This is a genomic window from Paracoccus sp. NBH48 (assembly GCF_015390265.1).
GTDB classification, from domain to species: Bacteria; Pseudomonadota; Alphaproteobacteria; order Rhodobacterales; family Rhodobacteraceae; genus Paracoccus; species Paracoccus marcusii.
Map to the genome: position 1 here is coordinate 1 of NZ_VUOJ01000003.1, position 15083 is coordinate 15083.

Annotated in this window: 20 protein-coding genes and 4 pseudogenes; 20 read left to right on the top strand and 4 right to left on the bottom strand. The window is 69.1% G+C overall.

The features are described 5' to 3' along the window. The first annotated feature begins 121 nt into the window (after positions 1-121). The 19 genes and pseudogenes from F1642_RS16385 to F1642_RS05890 all read left to right on the top strand — a co-directional run bounded on the left by F1642_RS16385 (position 122) and on the right by F1642_RS05890 (position 7982). Positions 122-352, top strand: a complete 231-nt coding sequence (locus F1642_RS16385) for an IucA/IucC family protein (protein WP_370582819.1) — start codon at positions 122-124, stop codon at positions 350-352. Continuing rightward, positions 270-485, top strand: a pseudogene (locus tag F1642_RS16390) (IucA/IucC family protein); the annotation flags it as partial. The gene F1642_RS16385 and the pseudogene F1642_RS16390, both read left to right, overlap by 83 nt. A 40-nt stretch (positions 486-525) precedes the next feature. Beyond that, positions 526-870, top strand: a complete 345-nt coding sequence (locus tag F1642_RS15510) for a hypothetical protein (protein WP_255522182.1) — start codon at positions 526-528, stop codon at positions 868-870. Positions 871-902: 32 nt separating this feature from the next. After that, positions 903-1517, top strand: a complete 615-nt coding sequence (locus F1642_RS05840; protein ID WP_370582809.1) for a hypothetical protein — start codon at positions 903-905, stop codon at positions 1515-1517. Positions 1518-1519: 2 nt separating this feature from the next. After that, on the top strand, positions 1520-2158 hold the full coding sequence (locus F1642_RS05845; RefSeq protein ID WP_194885759.1) for a hypothetical protein: 639 nt from the start codon (positions 1520-1522) through the stop codon (positions 2156-2158). Next, positions 2134-2502, top strand: coding sequence for a hypothetical protein (locus F1642_RS05850; protein ID WP_194885760.1), 369 nt, complete (start codon positions 2134-2136; stop codon positions 2500-2502). Before F1642_RS05845 ends, F1642_RS05850 begins: the two co-directional genes overlap by 25 nt. Then, on the top strand, positions 2499-2624 hold the full coding sequence (locus tag F1642_RS15515; RefSeq protein WP_255522183.1) for a hypothetical protein: 126 nt from the start codon (positions 2499-2501) through the stop codon (positions 2622-2624). Before F1642_RS05850 ends, F1642_RS15515 begins: the two co-directional genes overlap by 4 nt. 118 nt (positions 2625-2742) lie before the next feature. Next, positions 2743-3039 (top strand): annotated as a pseudogene (locus tag F1642_RS16395) (DUF6005 family protein); the annotation flags it as partial. Positions 3040-3070: 31 nt separating this feature from the next. After that, complete coding sequence (locus tag F1642_RS15520; RefSeq protein WP_194885761.1) at positions 3071-3619, top strand: DUF6005 family protein; 549 nt, start codon at positions 3071-3073, stop codon at positions 3617-3619. Further along, a complete protein-coding gene (locus tag F1642_RS15525) occupies positions 3603-3734 on the top strand; it encodes a hypothetical protein (RefSeq protein WP_255522184.1) in 132 nt (43 codons plus the stop codon). The genes F1642_RS15520 and F1642_RS15525 overlap by 17 nt, the downstream gene beginning before the upstream one ends. Continuing rightward, positions 3731-3970: a hypothetical protein gene (locus F1642_RS05860; RefSeq protein ID WP_194885762.1), complete on the top strand. Its 240-nt coding sequence runs from the start codon at positions 3731-3733 to the stop codon at positions 3968-3970. The genes F1642_RS15525 and F1642_RS05860 overlap by 4 nt, the downstream gene beginning before the upstream one ends. Next, positions 3898-4530, top strand: a complete 633-nt coding sequence (locus F1642_RS05865) for a sugar phosphate isomerase/epimerase (RefSeq protein ID WP_194885763.1) — start codon at positions 3898-3900, stop codon at positions 4528-4530. The genes F1642_RS05860 and F1642_RS05865 overlap by 73 nt, the downstream gene beginning before the upstream one ends. Positions 4531-4615: 85 nt before the next feature. After that, positions 4616-5105: pseudogene (locus tag F1642_RS05870) on the top strand (SspB family protein). Between the two features lie 182 nt (positions 5106-5287). Next, on the top strand, positions 5288-5446 hold the full coding sequence (locus F1642_RS15530; protein ID WP_370582820.1) for a dihydrodipicolinate synthase family protein: 159 nt from the start codon (positions 5288-5290) through the stop codon (positions 5444-5446). A gap of 62 nt (positions 5447-5508) precedes the next feature. Continuing rightward, positions 5509-5718, top strand: a complete 210-nt coding sequence (locus F1642_RS15535; RefSeq protein ID WP_370582821.1) for a hypothetical protein — start codon at positions 5509-5511, stop codon at positions 5716-5718. A gap of 127 nt (positions 5719-5845) precedes the next feature. Then, a complete protein-coding gene (locus F1642_RS15540) occupies positions 5846-6004 on the top strand; it encodes a hypothetical protein (RefSeq protein ID WP_255522186.1) in 159 nt (52 codons plus the stop codon). A 95-nt stretch (positions 6005-6099) separates the two neighbouring features. Continuing rightward, a pseudogene (gene fumC / locus F1642_RS05880) lies at positions 6100-7496 on the top strand (class II fumarate hydratase). A gap of 13 nt (positions 7497-7509) precedes the next feature. Next, the gene (locus tag F1642_RS05885; RefSeq protein ID WP_255522188.1) at positions 7510-7746 is read left to right on the top strand and encodes a DUF4169 family protein; all 237 of its coding nucleotides are present in this window, start codon (positions 7510-7512) and stop codon (positions 7744-7746) included. Beyond that, the gene (locus tag F1642_RS05890; RefSeq protein ID WP_194885764.1) at positions 7743-7982 is read left to right on the top strand and encodes a ribbon-helix-helix domain-containing protein; all 240 of its coding nucleotides are present in this window, start codon (positions 7743-7745) and stop codon (positions 7980-7982) included. Before F1642_RS05885 ends, F1642_RS05890 begins: the two co-directional genes overlap by 4 nt. 12 nt (positions 7983-7994) lie before the next feature. On the opposite strand, the gene F1642_RS05895 is transcribed toward F1642_RS05890, so the two are convergent. From F1642_RS05895 to F1642_RS05905, 3 genes are all read right to left on the bottom strand, one after another. Then, a complete protein-coding gene (locus tag F1642_RS05895; protein ID WP_194885765.1) occupies positions 7995-9638 on the bottom strand; it encodes a long-chain fatty acid--CoA ligase in 1644 nt (547 codons plus the stop codon). A 78-nt stretch (positions 9639-9716) separates the two neighbouring features. Next, positions 9717-10100, bottom strand: coding sequence for a PaaI family thioesterase (locus F1642_RS05900; RefSeq protein ID WP_045998834.1), 384 nt, complete (start codon positions 10098-10100; stop codon positions 9717-9719). Between the two features lie 54 nt (positions 10101-10154). Beyond that, on the bottom strand, positions 10155-11021 hold the full coding sequence (locus F1642_RS05905; RefSeq protein WP_045998833.1) for an NAD(P)-dependent oxidoreductase: 867 nt from the start codon (positions 11019-11021) through the stop codon (positions 10155-10157). A gap of 137 nt (positions 11022-11158) precedes the next feature. Here F1642_RS05905 and F1642_RS05910 point away from each other — a divergent pair, with 137 nt between their 5' ends. Continuing rightward, positions 11159-13576 carry a penicillin acylase family protein gene (locus tag F1642_RS05910; RefSeq protein ID WP_194885766.1) on the top strand — a complete coding sequence of 806 codons (2418 nt, stop codon included), beginning with the start codon at positions 11159-11161 and terminating at the stop codon, positions 13574-13576. 54 nt (positions 13577-13630) lie between these two features. On the opposite strand, the gene lpdA is transcribed toward F1642_RS05910, so the two are convergent. Beyond that, a complete protein-coding gene (gene lpdA / locus F1642_RS05915; RefSeq protein ID WP_194885767.1) occupies positions 13631-15022 on the bottom strand; it encodes a dihydrolipoyl dehydrogenase in 1392 nt (463 codons plus the stop codon). Positions 15023-15083: the final 61 nt, after the last annotated feature.

A 15083-nucleotide genomic window follows, 5' to 3' on the forward strand; every position in this document is an offset into this window, starting at 1 on the left:
CGCGCTGGCCAAGGCCGCCACGATCCCGCGGCGCTGATGACCGCCCATGCGGCGCAGCGCGCATTTCCTGCGCGCGCGGGGCCGGTTCGCGACAACCGCCTGTCGCTGAAAAGGCCCGGCGCTGGAGGCGAGCCTGATCGAGGGGCATCCCTATCATCCCGGCTTCAAGACCCGCGCCGGGTTTTCGGACGCGACAATGCGCCTTCGGCCCCGAAGGCGGCAGGACCATCGTGCCGGTCTGGCTGTCGGTCGACCCGCAATCGTGACGCGTGCAGGAACGGACCCGCGCAGGGCTGGGCGCCGCCGGGGGCCATCCCGGTCCATCGTGGCAGTGGCGGTGCCTGCAACGTGACCCGGCGGTGCAGGCGCTGATGGCGCGCGGGCCTTGCATGCGCTGCCGGCGGAGGGGCCGGATGCAGGCCACGGCGTCGCTGCGCACATTGGCCGCCTGCGACGGGGGCGATCACCTGAAGCTATCGCTTGGCGTGGGGGTGACTCCTCGGTCCGCGACCTGGTGCGTGGTCGGTGGCGGTAGCGCCGGCCATCTCGGACTGGCTGGGGCGCGTGGTGGCGTCCGATCGGCACCTGGCCGGGCTGACGATCCTGCCGGAACATGGCGCGGCCATCGTCGCACGCGAGCTGCTGGGCGGCAGGCTGGCCGCGATCCGGCGCAGCCCCCCGCCCCCAGGTGCCATGCCCCTGTCCGCCCCTGTCGCTGACACAGCCGGACGGGCGCGCACTGATAGCCCCTGGCTGGCCGCGCATGGCACCCACGCCTGGACCGCGCGGCTGTTGACGATCCTGCAACCCGTCTGGCGCATGATGACCCATCACGGGATCGCGCTGAGGCGCATGGCCAGAACCTGCTGATCACTCATGACGGCGGCTGGCCGACCGGGCTGGTGGCCCGCGATTTCAGCGAAAGCCTGGAATACCTGCCGGACCGGCTGAGCCTGCCCGCCCCGGACCTTGCGGCCATCGAACCGGCGATGGCGGGGGCACCGGACGGCACCTATCACCGCATGGGCCGGGCCACCGACCTGCGCGATCTGGTGGCCGACTGTCTGGTTACCCACGTGCTGTCGGATCTGGCGGATCTGCTGCACCGCACCGGCCATCTGCCGAAGCGATCTTCTGGCGGCTGGCCCGCGCCGCCCTGCCCCATGCCCCCAGCCTGCGCACCGACGCCGCGACGGTTCCGGCGGAAAGCCTGGCCCGCGGGGCTGCTGGGCCGCACCGAAACCCACGCTGCGCCGAATCCGCTGAAGGAGCCCGCCATGACCTGCCTGTTCCACCTGAACGACACGCTGATCGATCCGTTCGGCCCGGACGCCCCCGACCTGCTGGCCGGCCGCGACCCCGACCGCACGCGCATCGCACTGTTGATGACTGACCGCGCCGCCTGCCTGACGCAGATCCTGCGCCTGCGGGATGCGGGCGCGTCCTGTCATCCGATCCACCGGAAACGCCACCCGATCAGGCGCGCGATCTGGCAAGGCGGGCGGGCTGCGACCTGATGATGACCGATGAGGGTCTGCAGGGGTTGGGACAGGACGCGCCGCATGCGCCGGGTGGGGTGCTGATCCAGACCAGTTCGGGCACCACCGGCGCACCCAAGATCATCGCCCGCAGCTGGGCCGCCATCCAGACAGAGATCGACGCCTATCTGTACGCCTTTCCGCAGGCGGCCGGGATGACGCCGGTGATCGCGGCCCCGATCACCCATTCCTATGGCCTGATCGCCGGGGTGCTGGTCGGACAGGCGCGGGGACATGCTCCGGTGGTGCTGGACCACGCCAACCCGCGCGCCATCCTGCGCCAGCTGGCCCCAGTTCCGCGATCCGCTGATCTATGCCGCACCGCCGCTGCTGCATGTGCTGGCGCGGTTGGCCGGGGCGCAGGAACTGCACGCGGTGATGTCGTCGGGACGGTGCTGCGCAGCCGTGGTTCGACGCGATCCGCGGAGCGGCGCGCCACTTGTTTCAGCAGTACGGCTGTTCCGAGGCGGGATGCCTGGCCATCGCCCAGAACCCCGACCGGCCCGAGGATATGGGCCTGCCCCTGCCGCATGTCCGCCTTCAGGCTGGGCGGGACGCACCCGGCCCCGTCTCCGTCCATGCCGCAGGCGCAACGGTGCAGACCGGCGATCTGGGCGTGATCGACGCCCGCGGCCACCTGATCTTTGCCGGGCGCCAGGCCGAGGTGATCGATGTCGCGGGCCTGAACGTCTATCCCGCCCAGATCGAGGCCGCGGCCCTGAGCCTGCCGGGCATCACCGACGCGGTGGCATTCGCCGTCCCGGACCCTGTCGCGCATCAGCGCCCGGCACTTGCCTATTCCGGCGACATCGCCGAGGCGCGGCTGGACGCCCATCTGGCGGCCCTGCTGTCGCCGCGCCAGCGGCCGGTGCGTCTGGTCCGCCTGCCCGCCCTGCCGCGTGGCGCGAACGGCAAAATCGCCCGCCGCGCCCTTGCCGAAACCCTGTCGGAGGCCCCCGCATGACCGATTCCCGCCCCATCCCCGCCCCGCAGGACATGCAGGACCGCATCCGCGCGATCCTGGCCGGTCCTATGGCCTGCCCGCGCATGGGCGGCCTTTGGTCCCGACGCGCGTCTTGGCCATGACCTGGGCCTGGATTCGGTCGCCCTGATGACGCTGATGCTGCACCTGGACGAGGCGGGCATCACCATGGCCGAGGATACGTTCGACCGCGCCCCCGGAATGACCGTGCAGGCGCTGTCGATGGCGCTGGCGGGCGTGACCCCCGCACCCGATGAACCTGTCGACATCAAGGTCCATTGCGTCGTCAGCTGCCTGTGTCAGGCGTTGAAGGACCACGGCGGGATCGACCACCGCCCGCTGTATCTGGGACTGTGGGACGGGCAGGTGATCGTCGACGACAGGATGCGCCTGTCCTATCACGCGCCGGGGATCGATCACGGCTTCTATCTGCATTGGGCGGCGCGCCTGTTCGGACTGCAGGTGACGCGCTGGCATGAGGATGCCGCGCCGGGCGCACGGAACCTGGACCGCCTGCACGCCCTGCTGGCCGATTGGCGGCCCGGCCGTTATGTCATGCCGATGGTCGACATGGCACTGCTGCCCGCAACGCGACAACAAGTTCGCCCAGGCCAGCTTTCCCCACTACGCCCTGCTGGAGCCCACGGCGGACCCCGACACCTGGCTGATGCGCGACCCGGATTTCCGGTGGGAGGGGCCGCTGCCCGCCCGCGACCTGCGGGCGGCATTCCTGGCACCCACCGTGGCCGGGGGCTTCGCCTTCGACTATGCGGGCGCGCATCCCGCGGACGACGCGACCATCGCCGCGATGCACCACGCGACCTTCGACGCGCAGGCCGTGCCGCTGATCGACGCAATCCGCCGCATCGTGCAGGCCCATGTCGCCGACCTGCCGCGCGCCGACCTGGAACCCGCGCTGCGCGAGTTGCCGGTCATCGCGATCCGCAAATACGCCTATGAGCACGCGCTGGCGATCTTCGGCGACATCGAGGGCGCCGATCACGACGCGTTCGAGGAATGCTGCGACCGGATCGCGGCGCTGCATGGCGGGCTGAACGCGGCCCATCTGCGCGCGGTGGCCTTTGCCCCGCGGCGGTGACGGCGACGATCTGCTGCAGGTGCTGGCCGATCTGGACCGGCTGACCCTGCTGGAACGGGGCATCAAGGCCACCGTGGGCCAGTGGTTCGACCGCTGGCAGGGGGCGCGCGCATGAGGATCAATGCCTGTTCCGTGGCCTTCCGCCACCTGGACGTGACCGCCCGCGACCTGGCCCGCTATGTCGCCCGCGAAGGGTTCGACGGGCTGGAGATCTGGGCCCCGCATGCCCGCACGTTGGCCGTCGAATGGCGTGAGCTGCCGCAGCGTCCTCCGGTGCGATGCTGGCGGGCTATCTGCCCCTGGGCACTGCCGGTTTCAGCCGCGCCGACGCGGCCGACCTGCTGGACCTGACCCGGACCTGGGGCGCGCCACGGCTGCGGCTGTTCGCGGGGGGCGTGGGGCGCGATCAGGCGGGGGCGGACCAGCGCCGCGCGATCCTGCGCGACCTGGGCACGATGGCCGACATGGCCCATGACCGCGGCCTGCGCATCGCGGTCGAGACGCATCCGCAGACCCTGGCCGACAGCCTGCCCGCGACCTTGGACCTGCTGGATGCGCTGGACCATCCCGCGGTCGGCGTGAACTTCGACGTGCTGCATGTGTGGGAGTCGGGCGCCGACCCCGTATCTGCATTCGCCGCACTGCGTGAACATGTCGATCACCTGCACCTGAAATCCGTGACCGCGCGCGACCGCCTGTCGGTCTTTCACCCGGACAACGTCCACGATCCGCGCGGCAGCCGTGACGGCATGTGCCCGCTGCTGACTGGTGCCGTCGATTATGCGGCGTTCCTGCGCGTGGTGCCGGCGGGGATGGGTGCGTCGCTGGAATGGTTCGGCTCAAAGCCCGCGGCGACCATGGCGGCCGATCTGCGCGCGTTGCGGCGGGACCTGCTGGACCGCGCGGCGTGAGGGGACGCGGAATCCACCTCCGCCCCCCTTTTCATCCCCCGGTCATATCCCTATGCTTGCCGCCAAGAAAAGGTAGGGTGACGTCATGGCGCGATCGGGACTGGATTACGGCGGAATGATGCATCGCGCGATGCAGGGGCTGATCGCCGAGGTGCTGCGCCAGGTCGCCCGCGACGGTCTGCCCGGAGAGCATCATTTCTTCATCACCTTTGACACGCGCGACGACGGTGTCGAGATGGCGGACTGGCTGCGCGAACGCTATCCCGAAGAGATGACCATCGTCATCCAGCACTGGTTCGACAACCTGACGATCCAGCCTGACCCATTTCAACCATCACGCTGAACTTCGGCAACCAGCCGGAGCTGCTGAAGATCCCGTTCGATGCGCTTGCGCACCTTCGTGGACCCGTCCCGTCGAATTCGGCCTGCGCTTCGAGACGCAGGACAGCGACGACGACGAGGATGAGGACGCCGAGGCCGACGCCGAATACCAACTGGACGCCGAGGATGACGGCGACGACACGCCCCCGTCGGGCGGCGCCGATGTCGTGCGCCTGGACCGCTGGCGGAAATAGCGCCATGACCATGCGCGGCCTGTCGGCCTTTCCGATCACGCCGACCGACGCCGCGGGCCGTCCCCTGCCCGCCGACCTGCGCCGCCTGATCCTGCGCCTTGCGCGGGCGGGCGTGGACAGCATCGGCGTGCTGGGATCGAACGGGCGGCTATGCCTATCTGGAGGCCGACCAGCGCCGGAAGGTGCTGGAGACCGCGCTGGACGCCGCCGGCGGCAGGGTGCCGGTGATCGCGGGCGTGGGCGCGCTGCGCAGCGACACCTCGGCCGCGCTGGCGCGTCATGCGGCAGATGCGGGGGGCGACGGGCCTGCTGTTGGCGCCGATGTCCTACACCCCCCCTGACCGAGGATGAGGTCTTTGGGCATTTCGAAACCGTCGCAGGGGCGTCGGACCTGCCGATCTGCATCTACAACAATCCATCGACCACGCATTTCACCTTTTCGCCCGCGCTGATCGCCCGGCTGGCGTCGCTGCCGACCGTCACGGCAGTCAAGATGCCGCTGCCCGCGGGCGGGGACTTCGCAGGCCAGATCGCGGCCCTGCGCGCCGATCTACCGCCCGATTTTGCCATCGGCCTACAGCGGCGACTGGGGCTGTCCCGACGCGCCTTCTGAACCATGCCGACGGCTGGTTCCAGCGTGGCGGCAGGCCTGTGGCCCGACCAGACGCTGACCCTGGCCTGCGCCCGCCCGTGCGGGCGACCGGCCCGAAACGGCCCGCTGGCAGGCCCGGTTCCAGCCGATGTGGGACCTGTTCCAGGCCCATGGCAGCTTGCGGGTCGTTCATGCCTGCGCCCGGCTGATGGACCTGACCGACGCGCAGCCGCCCCGACCGATCCTGCCCCTGCCCGACGCATTGACCCCGTGCCTGCGCGCGGCGATGCATGCGCTGGACGACTGAGCGCGCTGTTTGCGCCAGCATACCGTTGCATACGAATTGCGCCCGATGGCCCGGACCGCTACAAACCCGCCACGAAACCGTGAGGGAGCGACCCGATGACCAAGACCCGCACCGAAACCGACAGCTTCGGCCCGCTGGAGGTTGACGCCTCGAAATACTGGGGCGCGCAGACGCAGCGTTCGATCATCAACTTCCCCGATTGGCTGGGAACGCCAGCCGGTGCCGATCATCGCGCCCTGGGCGCGATCAAGCTGGCCGCCGCGCGGGTGAACCGCGCCTCGGGCGACCTGCCCGCCGATCTGGCCGATGCGATGGAGCAGGCCGCGACCGAGGTGTTCCAGGGCAAGTTCGACGACAACTTCCCGCTGGTCCGTCTGGCAGACCGGGTCCGGCACCCAGTCGAACATGAACGCCAACGAGGTGATCTCGAACCGCGCGATCGAGATTATGGGCGGAGAGATGGGGTCCAAGAAACCCGTCCACCCGAACGACCATTGCAACATGGGCCAGTCGTCGAACGACACCTTTCCGACCGCGATGCATGTGGGCATCGCCATGCTGGCGCGCGACACGCTGCTGCCGGGTCTGGAGAAGCTGGCCGCCGCGCTGGAGGCCAAGTCGGCCGAGTTCAAGGACATCATCAAGATCGGCCGTACCCACACCCAGGATGCGACGCCGCTGACCCTGGGTCAGGAATTCGGTGGCTATGCCCATCAGGTCCGCAAGGGGATCGAGCGGGTCAAGCCTGCCTGCCCGACATCTATGAGCTGGCCCAGGGCGGCACGGCCGTCGGCACCGGCCTGAACACCAAGAAGGGCTGGGACACGGCGATTGCCGCGGAAATCGCCAAGATCACCGACCTGCCCTTCGTCACCGCGCCGAACAAGTTCGAGGCGCTGGCCGCCCATGACGCGATGGTCATGTTCTCAGGCGCGCTGAAGACGGTGGCCGGATCGCTGTTCAAGATCGCCAACGACATGCGCCCTGCTGGGGTCGGGGCCGCGTTCGGGTCTGGGCGAACTGATCCTGCCCGAGAACGAGCCGGGATCGTCGATCATGCCGGGCAAGGTGAACCCGACCCAGGCCGAGGCGCTGACCATGGTCTGCGCGCATGTGATGGCAACGACGCCGCCGTGGGCTTTGCCGGGTCGCAGGGGCATTTCGAGCTGAACGTCTACAACCCGATGATGTCCTACAACGTGCTGCAATCCATGCAGCTTCTGGGCGATGCGGCCTCCAGCTTCACCGACAACATGGTCGTGGGCACACAGGCCAACGTGAAGCGCATCGACCAGCTGATGCGCGAAATCGCTGATGCTGGTGACGGCGCCTGGCGCCCACAATCGGCTATGACAACGCCACCAAGGTCGCCAAGACCGCGCACAAGAACGGCACGACGCTGCGCGAGGAGGCCATCGCCCTGGGCTTCGTCGACGGAGAGACCTTCGACCGCGTCGTCCGCCCCGAGGACATGATCAGCCCCAAGGGCTGACCCTCTTGACCCAATGCCGGAGGGCGCGCCACAGTGGCGCGCCCTTCGTCGTTTCACGGACCGCCATGACCCGCATCATCAACCTGCGCCAAGCCCGCAAGGCCCGCGACGCGACGCGAAGCGTGCCAAGGGCGACGCGAACGCCGCCCTGCACGGAGAGGCCAAGCCGCTGCGCGACGCGCGCCAGGCCGAACGCGACCGCGCGGCCCGCGTGCTGGACGCGCATCGGCGCGACACGCCCGACGAATGATCGACCTGCCCGCCATGACACCGCCGCTGAAGCGGTCGGTGACCATCGACGGGCACCGCACGTCGGTGTCGCTGGAAGATGCGTTCTGGAAGGCGCTGGCGACTCAGGCCGCAGCGCGCGACCTGACCCGCGCCGCCCTGATCGGACAGATCGACCATGCCCGCCCGCCGCAGATCGGGCCTGGCCACGGCCCTGCGCCTTATGTGCTGTCCACCCTGCAGGCGCAGGATCCCTGACCCGACCTTGGGTCAGTCAGCCGCCTGGCCCCGCAGGTCGGGCAGGACGTGGTCGCGGAACTGCTCCCGCAGGGTCAGCTTGCTGATCTTGCCGGTCGCCGTCAGGGGCATCTCGTCGACAAAGACGACGTCGTCAGGCAGCTGCCAGCTGGCCAGATGCGCGCCCAGATGGGATCGCATCTCCTCCAGCCCAGGTCGGGCGGCCCCCTTGGGCTTGATCACCAGCAGCGGGCGTTCATCCCATTTCGGATGGGGCAGCGCGATGACCGCGCATTGCGCCACGTCCGGATGGGCGACCGCCAGGTTCTCGACGTCGATCGAACTGATCCATTCGCCACCCGACTTGATCAGGTCCTTGGCCCGGTCGCGAAGCGTCAGGATGCCGTCGGCGCTGATCGAGGCGATGTCGCCTGTCCCGAACCAGCCGTCTGCGTCGATCGCGCGCGCCGTCGCACCGGCATTGTCGTGATAACCGGCGGCCACGGTGTTGCCGCGCACGAACAGCTCTCCCATGGCTTGGCCGTCATGGGGCTGGCGCGTGCCCGCGTCGTCCACGATCTTCATCTCGACACCGAACACCCGCCGCCCCTGCGCCTGCTTCAGCGCCATGCGCCGGTCGAACGGCAGATCGCGCTGCGCCGGCGTCAGCGACCCCTGGCTGCCCAGCGGAGAGGTCTCGGTCATGCCCCAGGCGTGGTTCACGTCGATGCCCAGACGTTCAAAGCCCTCGGTCAGGCTGCGGGGCATTGCGCTGCCGCCGACGACGATGTGGCGCAGGGCTGCGGGCTTGGCCCCGCGGGACTGGATCTCGGCGAACAGTCCCTGCCAGATGGTGGGCACGCCCCAGGCGCTTTCGACGCCCTCGGTCTGGCACAGGTCCCACAGGCTGGCTCCGTCCAGCGCCGGGCCGGGCATGATCAGGCTGGCCCCGATCAGCGGGGCCGTGAAGGGCAGACCCCAGGCGTTGACGTGAAACAGCGGCACCACTGGCAGGATGCGCGGCTGCGGTCCCAGGTCCGGGCCCAGCACCGCCGCCGTGGCCAGCGCGTGCAGCATGTTCGAGCGGTGCGAATACAGGACGCCCTTGGGATCGCCCGTCGTCCCGGACGTATAGCACAGGCCCGATGCGGTCGTTTCCGGAAAATCCGGCCAGACCCGGTCGGTCGGCTGCCCCGCCAGCAGGTCATCATAGCACAGCGCATCCAGCGTCGTCTGCGGCATGTGCGCCGCGTCGGTCATGACGACATAGCGCATGGGCGGCAGGCGGTCCTGCAGCTTTTCCAGCAGCGGCACGAAGCTCAGGTCGGTGAACAGCAGCCGGTCGCCCGCGTGATGCGCGATGAAGACCATCTGGTCGGCCGACAGCCGCGGGTTGATCGTGTGGCAGACCGCTCCGATGGACGGCACGGCATGATAGATCTCCAGATGGCGATAGCCGTTCCAGGCCAGCGTCGCGACCCGGTCGCCGGGCGCCACGCCCAAACCCTCCAGCGCGAAGGACAGCTGGACCGCGCGGGCACGGGTCTGGGCCCAGCTCTGTCGGTGCAGGTCTCCCTCGACCCGGCGCGACACGATCCGCGCTTCGGGAAAGCTCTCGGCGGCAAAATCCAGAAGCCCGCTTTGCAGCAGCGGGCGGTGCATCATCAGACCGTCCATGACGTCTCCTCCATCATGGCGCCATGATGACGCGATTGCCGGGCGTTTCAACCCGCCCGGCGCGATGGTGCCGCAGGGTCAGCGGGCACTGACATGGGTCGAGGTCAGGTCCAGCAGCACCGCCCCGTCCGCATCGGTGACCTGCGTGCGCACGGTCGAGATGCGCCGCCCGCGCCGCATCCAGGATGCCAGCGCGGTCAGAACCCCGTCGCGGCGGTTGGTCAGCAGCTGGGCGTTCAGCGTGATGGCCACGGGAAAGTTGTCCATGCCCTCCTGCGGCTGCTCTCCGCCCAGGACCAGGTTCGTCGCGACCACGTCCGCGAACCAGACCAGCGCGCCCGCATGGATGGTCCCGAACGGGTTCAGGATGCCCGCAGTCACGGTCATCTCCCCGGTGGCTTCCTGCTCGTTCACGCCGGTGATCTCGAACTCGATCTGTCCGGCAAGGCTGTGATCCGCCATCCCCCAAGTCCCTTCGTTAGAGGCGGGCATCCCGCCTTTTGTCGTTCCCCGGCCCTAGCGGGTCAGCCGAGCGATCAGGGACGAGGTGTCCCACCGGCCGCCGCCCATCGCCTGCACGTCCTTGTAGAACTGGTCGACCAGTGCCGTGACCGGCAGCGCCGCGCCCAGCTGGTCCCCTGCCTGCAGGCAGATCGCCAGATCCTTCCGCATCCAGTCGACGGCGAACCCGTGTTCGAATTCGCCGCGATGCATGGTCGCATGACGGTTGACCATCTGCCAACTGCCGGCCGCACCCTGACTGATCACCTCGACGACATCGGCCACGTCCAGCCCAGCCTTCTGCGCGAATGCCAGCGATTCCGACAGCGCCTGAACCAACCCCGCGATCGCGATCTGGTTGCACATCTTGGTCATCTGTCCCGCGCCCACATCGCCCATCCTGCGACAGATCTTGGCATAGGCGTCGATGACCGGCGCGGCGCGATCGAAATCCGCGACCGTGCCCCCGCACATGATCGACAGCTGGCCGTTCTCGGCCCCCGCCTGACCGCCGGATACGGGTGCATCGACATAGCCGATGCCCGCCTCTGCCGCCGCCTGCGCCAGCTCCTCCGTCACCTTGGCCGACACCGTCGTATGATCGACGAAGACCGCACCCTGCGCCATGCCCGCAAATGCCCCATCGGGCCCCAGGCATACCTGGCGCAGGTCGTCGTCATTGCCCACGCAGCACATCACCAGATCCGCGCCCTGCGCCGCCTCGCGCGGGGTCGCCGCAGAGGCGCCGCCGTGCCGGCCGACCCAGGCCTCGGCCTTGGCCGGGCTGCGGTTGAACACCGTCACCTGATGCCCCGCCGCGGCCAGATGCCCGGCCATCGGAAAGCCCATCACGCCCAGTCCCAGAAACGCCGTCTTGGCCATGCAAATCTCCCTCGGGTCGCTGCCCGTCGCGCGGGGGTGCGTTGAAATGCCCGCGCGCCTGTCCTATGCAACACACCACCATCCATGCGCGGCAGGGTCAACCCGTGCCGCGCCCCCGGCCAAGGACCTGCCCGCACATGCTGACCTTGTTTCGCTGGCTTCTGCGGCTGACCATCGCGCTGATCGTCCTGGCGGTCCTGTCCGCCGTGCTGGTCTGGTATTTCGCCGTGCGGTCCCTGCCCGACTATACCGCCAGCTATCCGGTGACGGGCATCACCGCCCCGGTCGAGATCGTGCGCTCGACCGAGAATGTGCCGCACATCTTCGGCAAGACCGACGCGGACGTATTCTTTGCCCTGGGCCTGGCCCATGCGCAGGACCGGCTGTTCCAGATGACCCTGCTGCGCCGCGCGGCGCAGGGCCGGCTGGCCGAGGTCCATGGCCCTCGCGCCCTGCCCGCCGACGACCTGATCCGCAGGCTGGGCCTGCAGCGCGCAGCCCAGGCTTCGCTGGAGGTGCAGGACGACGACACGCTTGCGGCGCTGCAGGCCTATGCCGACGGGGTGAACCAGTGGATCCGCATCGTCAACGACGGTGCGATGGGGCGCGGCGCGCCCGAATTCTTCCTGTTCCCGGATGTCATCACCTTCTGGCAGCCCGCCGATTCGCTGGCGATCCTGAAGCTGATGGCGGCGGCCGGCACCGATTCCGCGGGAGAGGAGATCCTGCGCGCCCGGCTGGCCCTGGCCTGGCCCGAACGCGGCATGCAGATCGTCGACCGGGCCGGCATACCTGCCGCCCTGCCCGACTATGCGGGGCTGTTTCCCGGTGCCCGCCTCGGTGCGCCCGAACGGCGCCTGGACCCTCAGGCGGATTACGACCCGCTTGGCTTCCTGCGCCCCGAACAGGCGCTTGGCGGCAATGCCTTCGGCGCCGAGGCGCAGCGGACGGCCGCGGGGGCCGCGCTGCTGGCCAACGACCTGCATGCGGGGCTGACGGTGCCGTCGCTGTACTATCTGGCACGGTTGGAGCTGGACGGCGGCGGGGTGATCGGGGCCACGGTGCCCGGCATGCCGCTGGTCCTGTCGGGGCGCAACCCGACGCTGTCCTGGGCGCTGACGCCGCTGGACCTGGACGTGGCCGACATCGCCATCGAGGAGGTCCAGCCCGGCAACACCGACCGCTATCGCGGCACGCAGGGCTGGACGGAGTTCCAGACCCGGACCGAGGTGATCCGCGTTCTGGACGCGCCCCCCCAGACCATCACCCTGCGGGAGACGCAGAACGGTCCCGTCGTTCCCGGCCTGGACCCGGGGCTGCGCGACGTGACGCCCATCGGGCATGTCCCGTCGCTGCGCTGGACGGGGCTGTCGCAGCGCGACCGCACGATGTCCGCGCTGATGGCGCTGATGCGGGCCGGTGACGCCGATCAGGCGACCCGCGCCCTGGCCGACGTGGTCGCCCCGGCGCTGGACGTTACCTTGGCGCAGGGAGAGACCGTCACCCGGCTGGCCGCAGGCGCGGCACCCCAGCGGGCCGACGACCATCCGACCAAGGGGGCGTTGCCCTCGCCCGGCTGGCTGACCGAAACCGCATGGCAGGGCACCGTGTCGCTGGCGACCCAGGCGCGCCGCCCGCAGGACGGGCTCGCCCTCGCGACGGAGGAGCCGGAGGCCGACGGGCTGCGCCATGACCGGCTGTCCGGGTTGCTGGGCGGGCGCGAGGTGCATTCCCGCGACAGCTTCATCGCCGCACAGCTGGACGTCGTCAGCCCTGCGGCTCGCGCCCTGCTGCCGCTGGTGGGGGCGAACCTGTGGTTCACCGGCGATCCGGCGGCGCCCGGCACCCCGGAACGCCAGCGTCAGGACGCCTTGACCCTGCTGGCCGAATGGGACGGCGCCATGAACGAGCACCTGCCTGAACCCCTGATCTATGCCGCCTGGATGGGCGCGCTGCAGGACCGCCTGGTCCGGGACGAGCTGGGGCCGCTGGCCGACGACCTGATCCGCCTTCAGCCGCATTTCATCGACGCGGTGTTCCGCGACCGCGACGGCGCCGCCGCTTGGTGCGACGTGGTCCAAAGCGCCGCGACCGAGGATTGCGCGACCATCGCCCGCCAGTCGCTGGACCGCGCCATCCTGGACCTGACCGCCGAATACGGTCCCGACGTGACCAGCTGGCGGTGGGGCGACGCGCATCAGGCGCGTCACGTGCATCCGGGCTTGGGCGCCCTGCCCGCGCTTGGCTGGATCATGAACATCACCCAGTCGATCTCGGGCGGAGAGTTCACCGTGGCCCGCTCCGGCATGATCGGCACCGGCGACGACCCCTATCAGGCGATCGGCGGGGCCGGCTATCGCAGCGTGATCGACCTGGCGGACCCGGACAGTTCGGTGTTCATCACCTCGACCGGACAGTCGGGTCATCCGCTGTCGCGCCATTACGACGACCTGGCAGGCCTGTGGCGGCGAGGCGAATACATCGGCATGTCGCTGGACCCCGACCTGGCCCGCGCCGCGGCCGCGGGCATCACCACGCTGACACCGGCCGACTGACGAAAAAAAAGGGGGGCAAAACCGCCCCCCTTCGTTCCCGTGTTCCAGCCGCGATCAGAAGTGGATGGCCCGCCCGTATGCGTCCAGCACGGATTCGTGCATCATCTCGGACAAGGTGGGATGCGGGAAGACCGTCTCCATCAGGTCCTGTTCGGTCGTCTCAAGCTGGCGCCCGATGACATAGCCCTGGATCAGTTCGGTCACCTCGGCTCCGACCATGTGCGCGCCCAGCAGCTCGCCCGTCTTGGCGTCGAAGATGGTCTTGATCATGCCTTCCGGTTCCCCAAGCGCGATGGCCTTGCCGTTGCCGACGAATGGGAAGCGGCCGACCTTGATGTCCAGCCCCTGCTCCTTGGCCTTGGCCTCGGTCAGGCCCACCGATGCGACCTGGGGGTGGCAATAGGTGCAGCCCGCGATGCTGCCTGGCTTGATCGCATGGGGGTGCTTGCCCGCGATCAGCTCGGCCACCATCACGCCCTCATGGCTGGCCTTGTGCGCCAGCCAAGGCGCGCCGGCCAGATCGCCGATGGCATAGACGCCCTCGACCCCGGTGCGGCAGTATTCGTCCGTGATGACATGGGTGCGATCGACCTTGACCCCGGCCTCTTCCAGGCCCAGCCCCTCGGTATTGCCGACGATGCCCACGGCGGAAATCACCGTGTCGAACTCCTGCGTCTCGACCTTGCCGCCGACCTCGATATGGGCGGTGACGGTCGAGCCCTTGCGGTCCAGCTTCTTGACCGCGGCCTTTTCCATGATCGTCATGCCCTGCTTGACGAACTGCTTCTTGGCAAAGGCGCTGATCTCGGCATCCTCGACGGGCAGGACGCGGTCCATGACCTCGACCACGGTGGTCCTGGCGCCCAGCGTGTTGAAGAAGCTGGCGAATTCGATGCCGATGGCGCCTGACCCGATGACCAGCAGCTTCTTGGGCATATGCGGCGGGACCAGCGCGTGCTTGTAGTTCCAGACCAGCTTGCCGTCCGGCTCCAGCCCCGGCAGCTCGCGCGCCCGCGCGCCGGTGGCCAGCACGATGGATTTCGCGGTCACCTCCTCGGTGCCCTTGTCGGTCTTGACGGTGACCTTCCCCTTGCCGGCCAGCTTGGCCTCGCCCATGATCACCGTCACCTTGTTCTTCTTGAACAGGTGGCCGATGCCGCCGGACAGCTGCTTGGCAACGCCGCGCGACCGCTTCACGACCGCGTCCAGGTCATAGCCCAGCCCCTCGGCCTTCAGCCCGAATTCCTTGGCCCGGTGCATCAGGTGATAGACCTCTGCGGAGCGCAGCATGGCCTTGGTCGGGATGCAGCCCCAGTTCAGGCAGATGCCGCCCAGATGCTCGCGTTCGATGCAGGCCACCTTCAGGCCCAGCTGCGCGCCCCGGATCGCGGCCACATAGCCGCCCGGCCCTGCGCCGATCACCACCAAGTCGAAATTCTGGGCCATCGGGTCCCCCGCTGATGAATTATAGTTCAGCGTTAAACCATTTGCCCCAAGGCGGCAAGCG

What these genes read in the sequence shown, in the direction of transcription:
- F1642_RS05905 (WP_045998833.1), bottom strand. Translation starts at nt 11,021, where the DNA reads ATGGCCAAGACGGCGTTTCTGGGACTGGGCGTGATGGGCTTTCCGATG.
- F1642_RS05895 (WP_194885765.1), bottom strand. Translation starts at nt 9,638, where the DNA reads ATGGACGGTCTGATGATGCACCGCCCGCTGCTGCAAAGCGGGCTTCTG.
- F1642_RS15520 (WP_194885761.1), top strand. Translation starts at nt 3,071, where the DNA reads ATGTCATGCCGATGGTCGACATGGCACTGCTGCCCGCAACGCGACAAC.
- F1642_RS05900 (WP_045998834.1), bottom strand. Translation starts at nt 10,100, where the DNA reads ATGGCGGATCACAGCCTTGCCGGACAGATCGAGTTCGAGATCACCGGC.
- F1642_RS15540 (WP_255522186.1), top strand. Translation starts at nt 5,846, where the DNA reads ATGTGGGACCTGTTCCAGGCCCATGGCAGCTTGCGGGTCGTTCATGCC.
- F1642_RS05860 (WP_194885762.1), top strand. Translation starts at nt 3,731, where the DNA reads ATGAGGATCAATGCCTGTTCCGTGGCCTTCCGCCACCTGGACGTGACC.
- F1642_RS15515 (WP_255522183.1), top strand. Translation starts at nt 2,499, where the DNA reads ATGACCGATTCCCGCCCCATCCCCGCCCCGCAGGACATGCAGGACCGC.
- F1642_RS05890 (WP_194885764.1), top strand. Translation starts at nt 7,743, where the DNA reads ATGATCGACCTGCCCGCCATGACACCGCCGCTGAAGCGGTCGGTGACC.
- F1642_RS05865 (WP_194885763.1), top strand. Translation starts at nt 3,898, where the DNA reads ATGCTGGCGGGCTATCTGCCCCTGGGCACTGCCGGTTTCAGCCGCGCC.
- F1642_RS05910 (WP_194885766.1), top strand. Translation starts at nt 11,159, where the DNA reads ATGCTGACCTTGTTTCGCTGGCTTCTGCGGCTGACCATCGCGCTGATC.
- lpdA (WP_194885767.1), bottom strand. Translation starts at nt 15,022, where the DNA reads ATGGCCCAGAATTTCGACTTGGTGGTGATCGGCGCAGGGCCGGGCGGC.
- F1642_RS05885 (WP_255522188.1), top strand. Translation starts at nt 7,510, where the DNA reads ATGCCGGAGGGCGCGCCACAGTGGCGCGCCCTTCGTCGTTTCACGGAC.
- F1642_RS05845 (WP_194885759.1), top strand. Translation starts at nt 1,520, where the DNA reads ATGACCGATGAGGGTCTGCAGGGGTTGGGACAGGACGCGCCGCATGCG.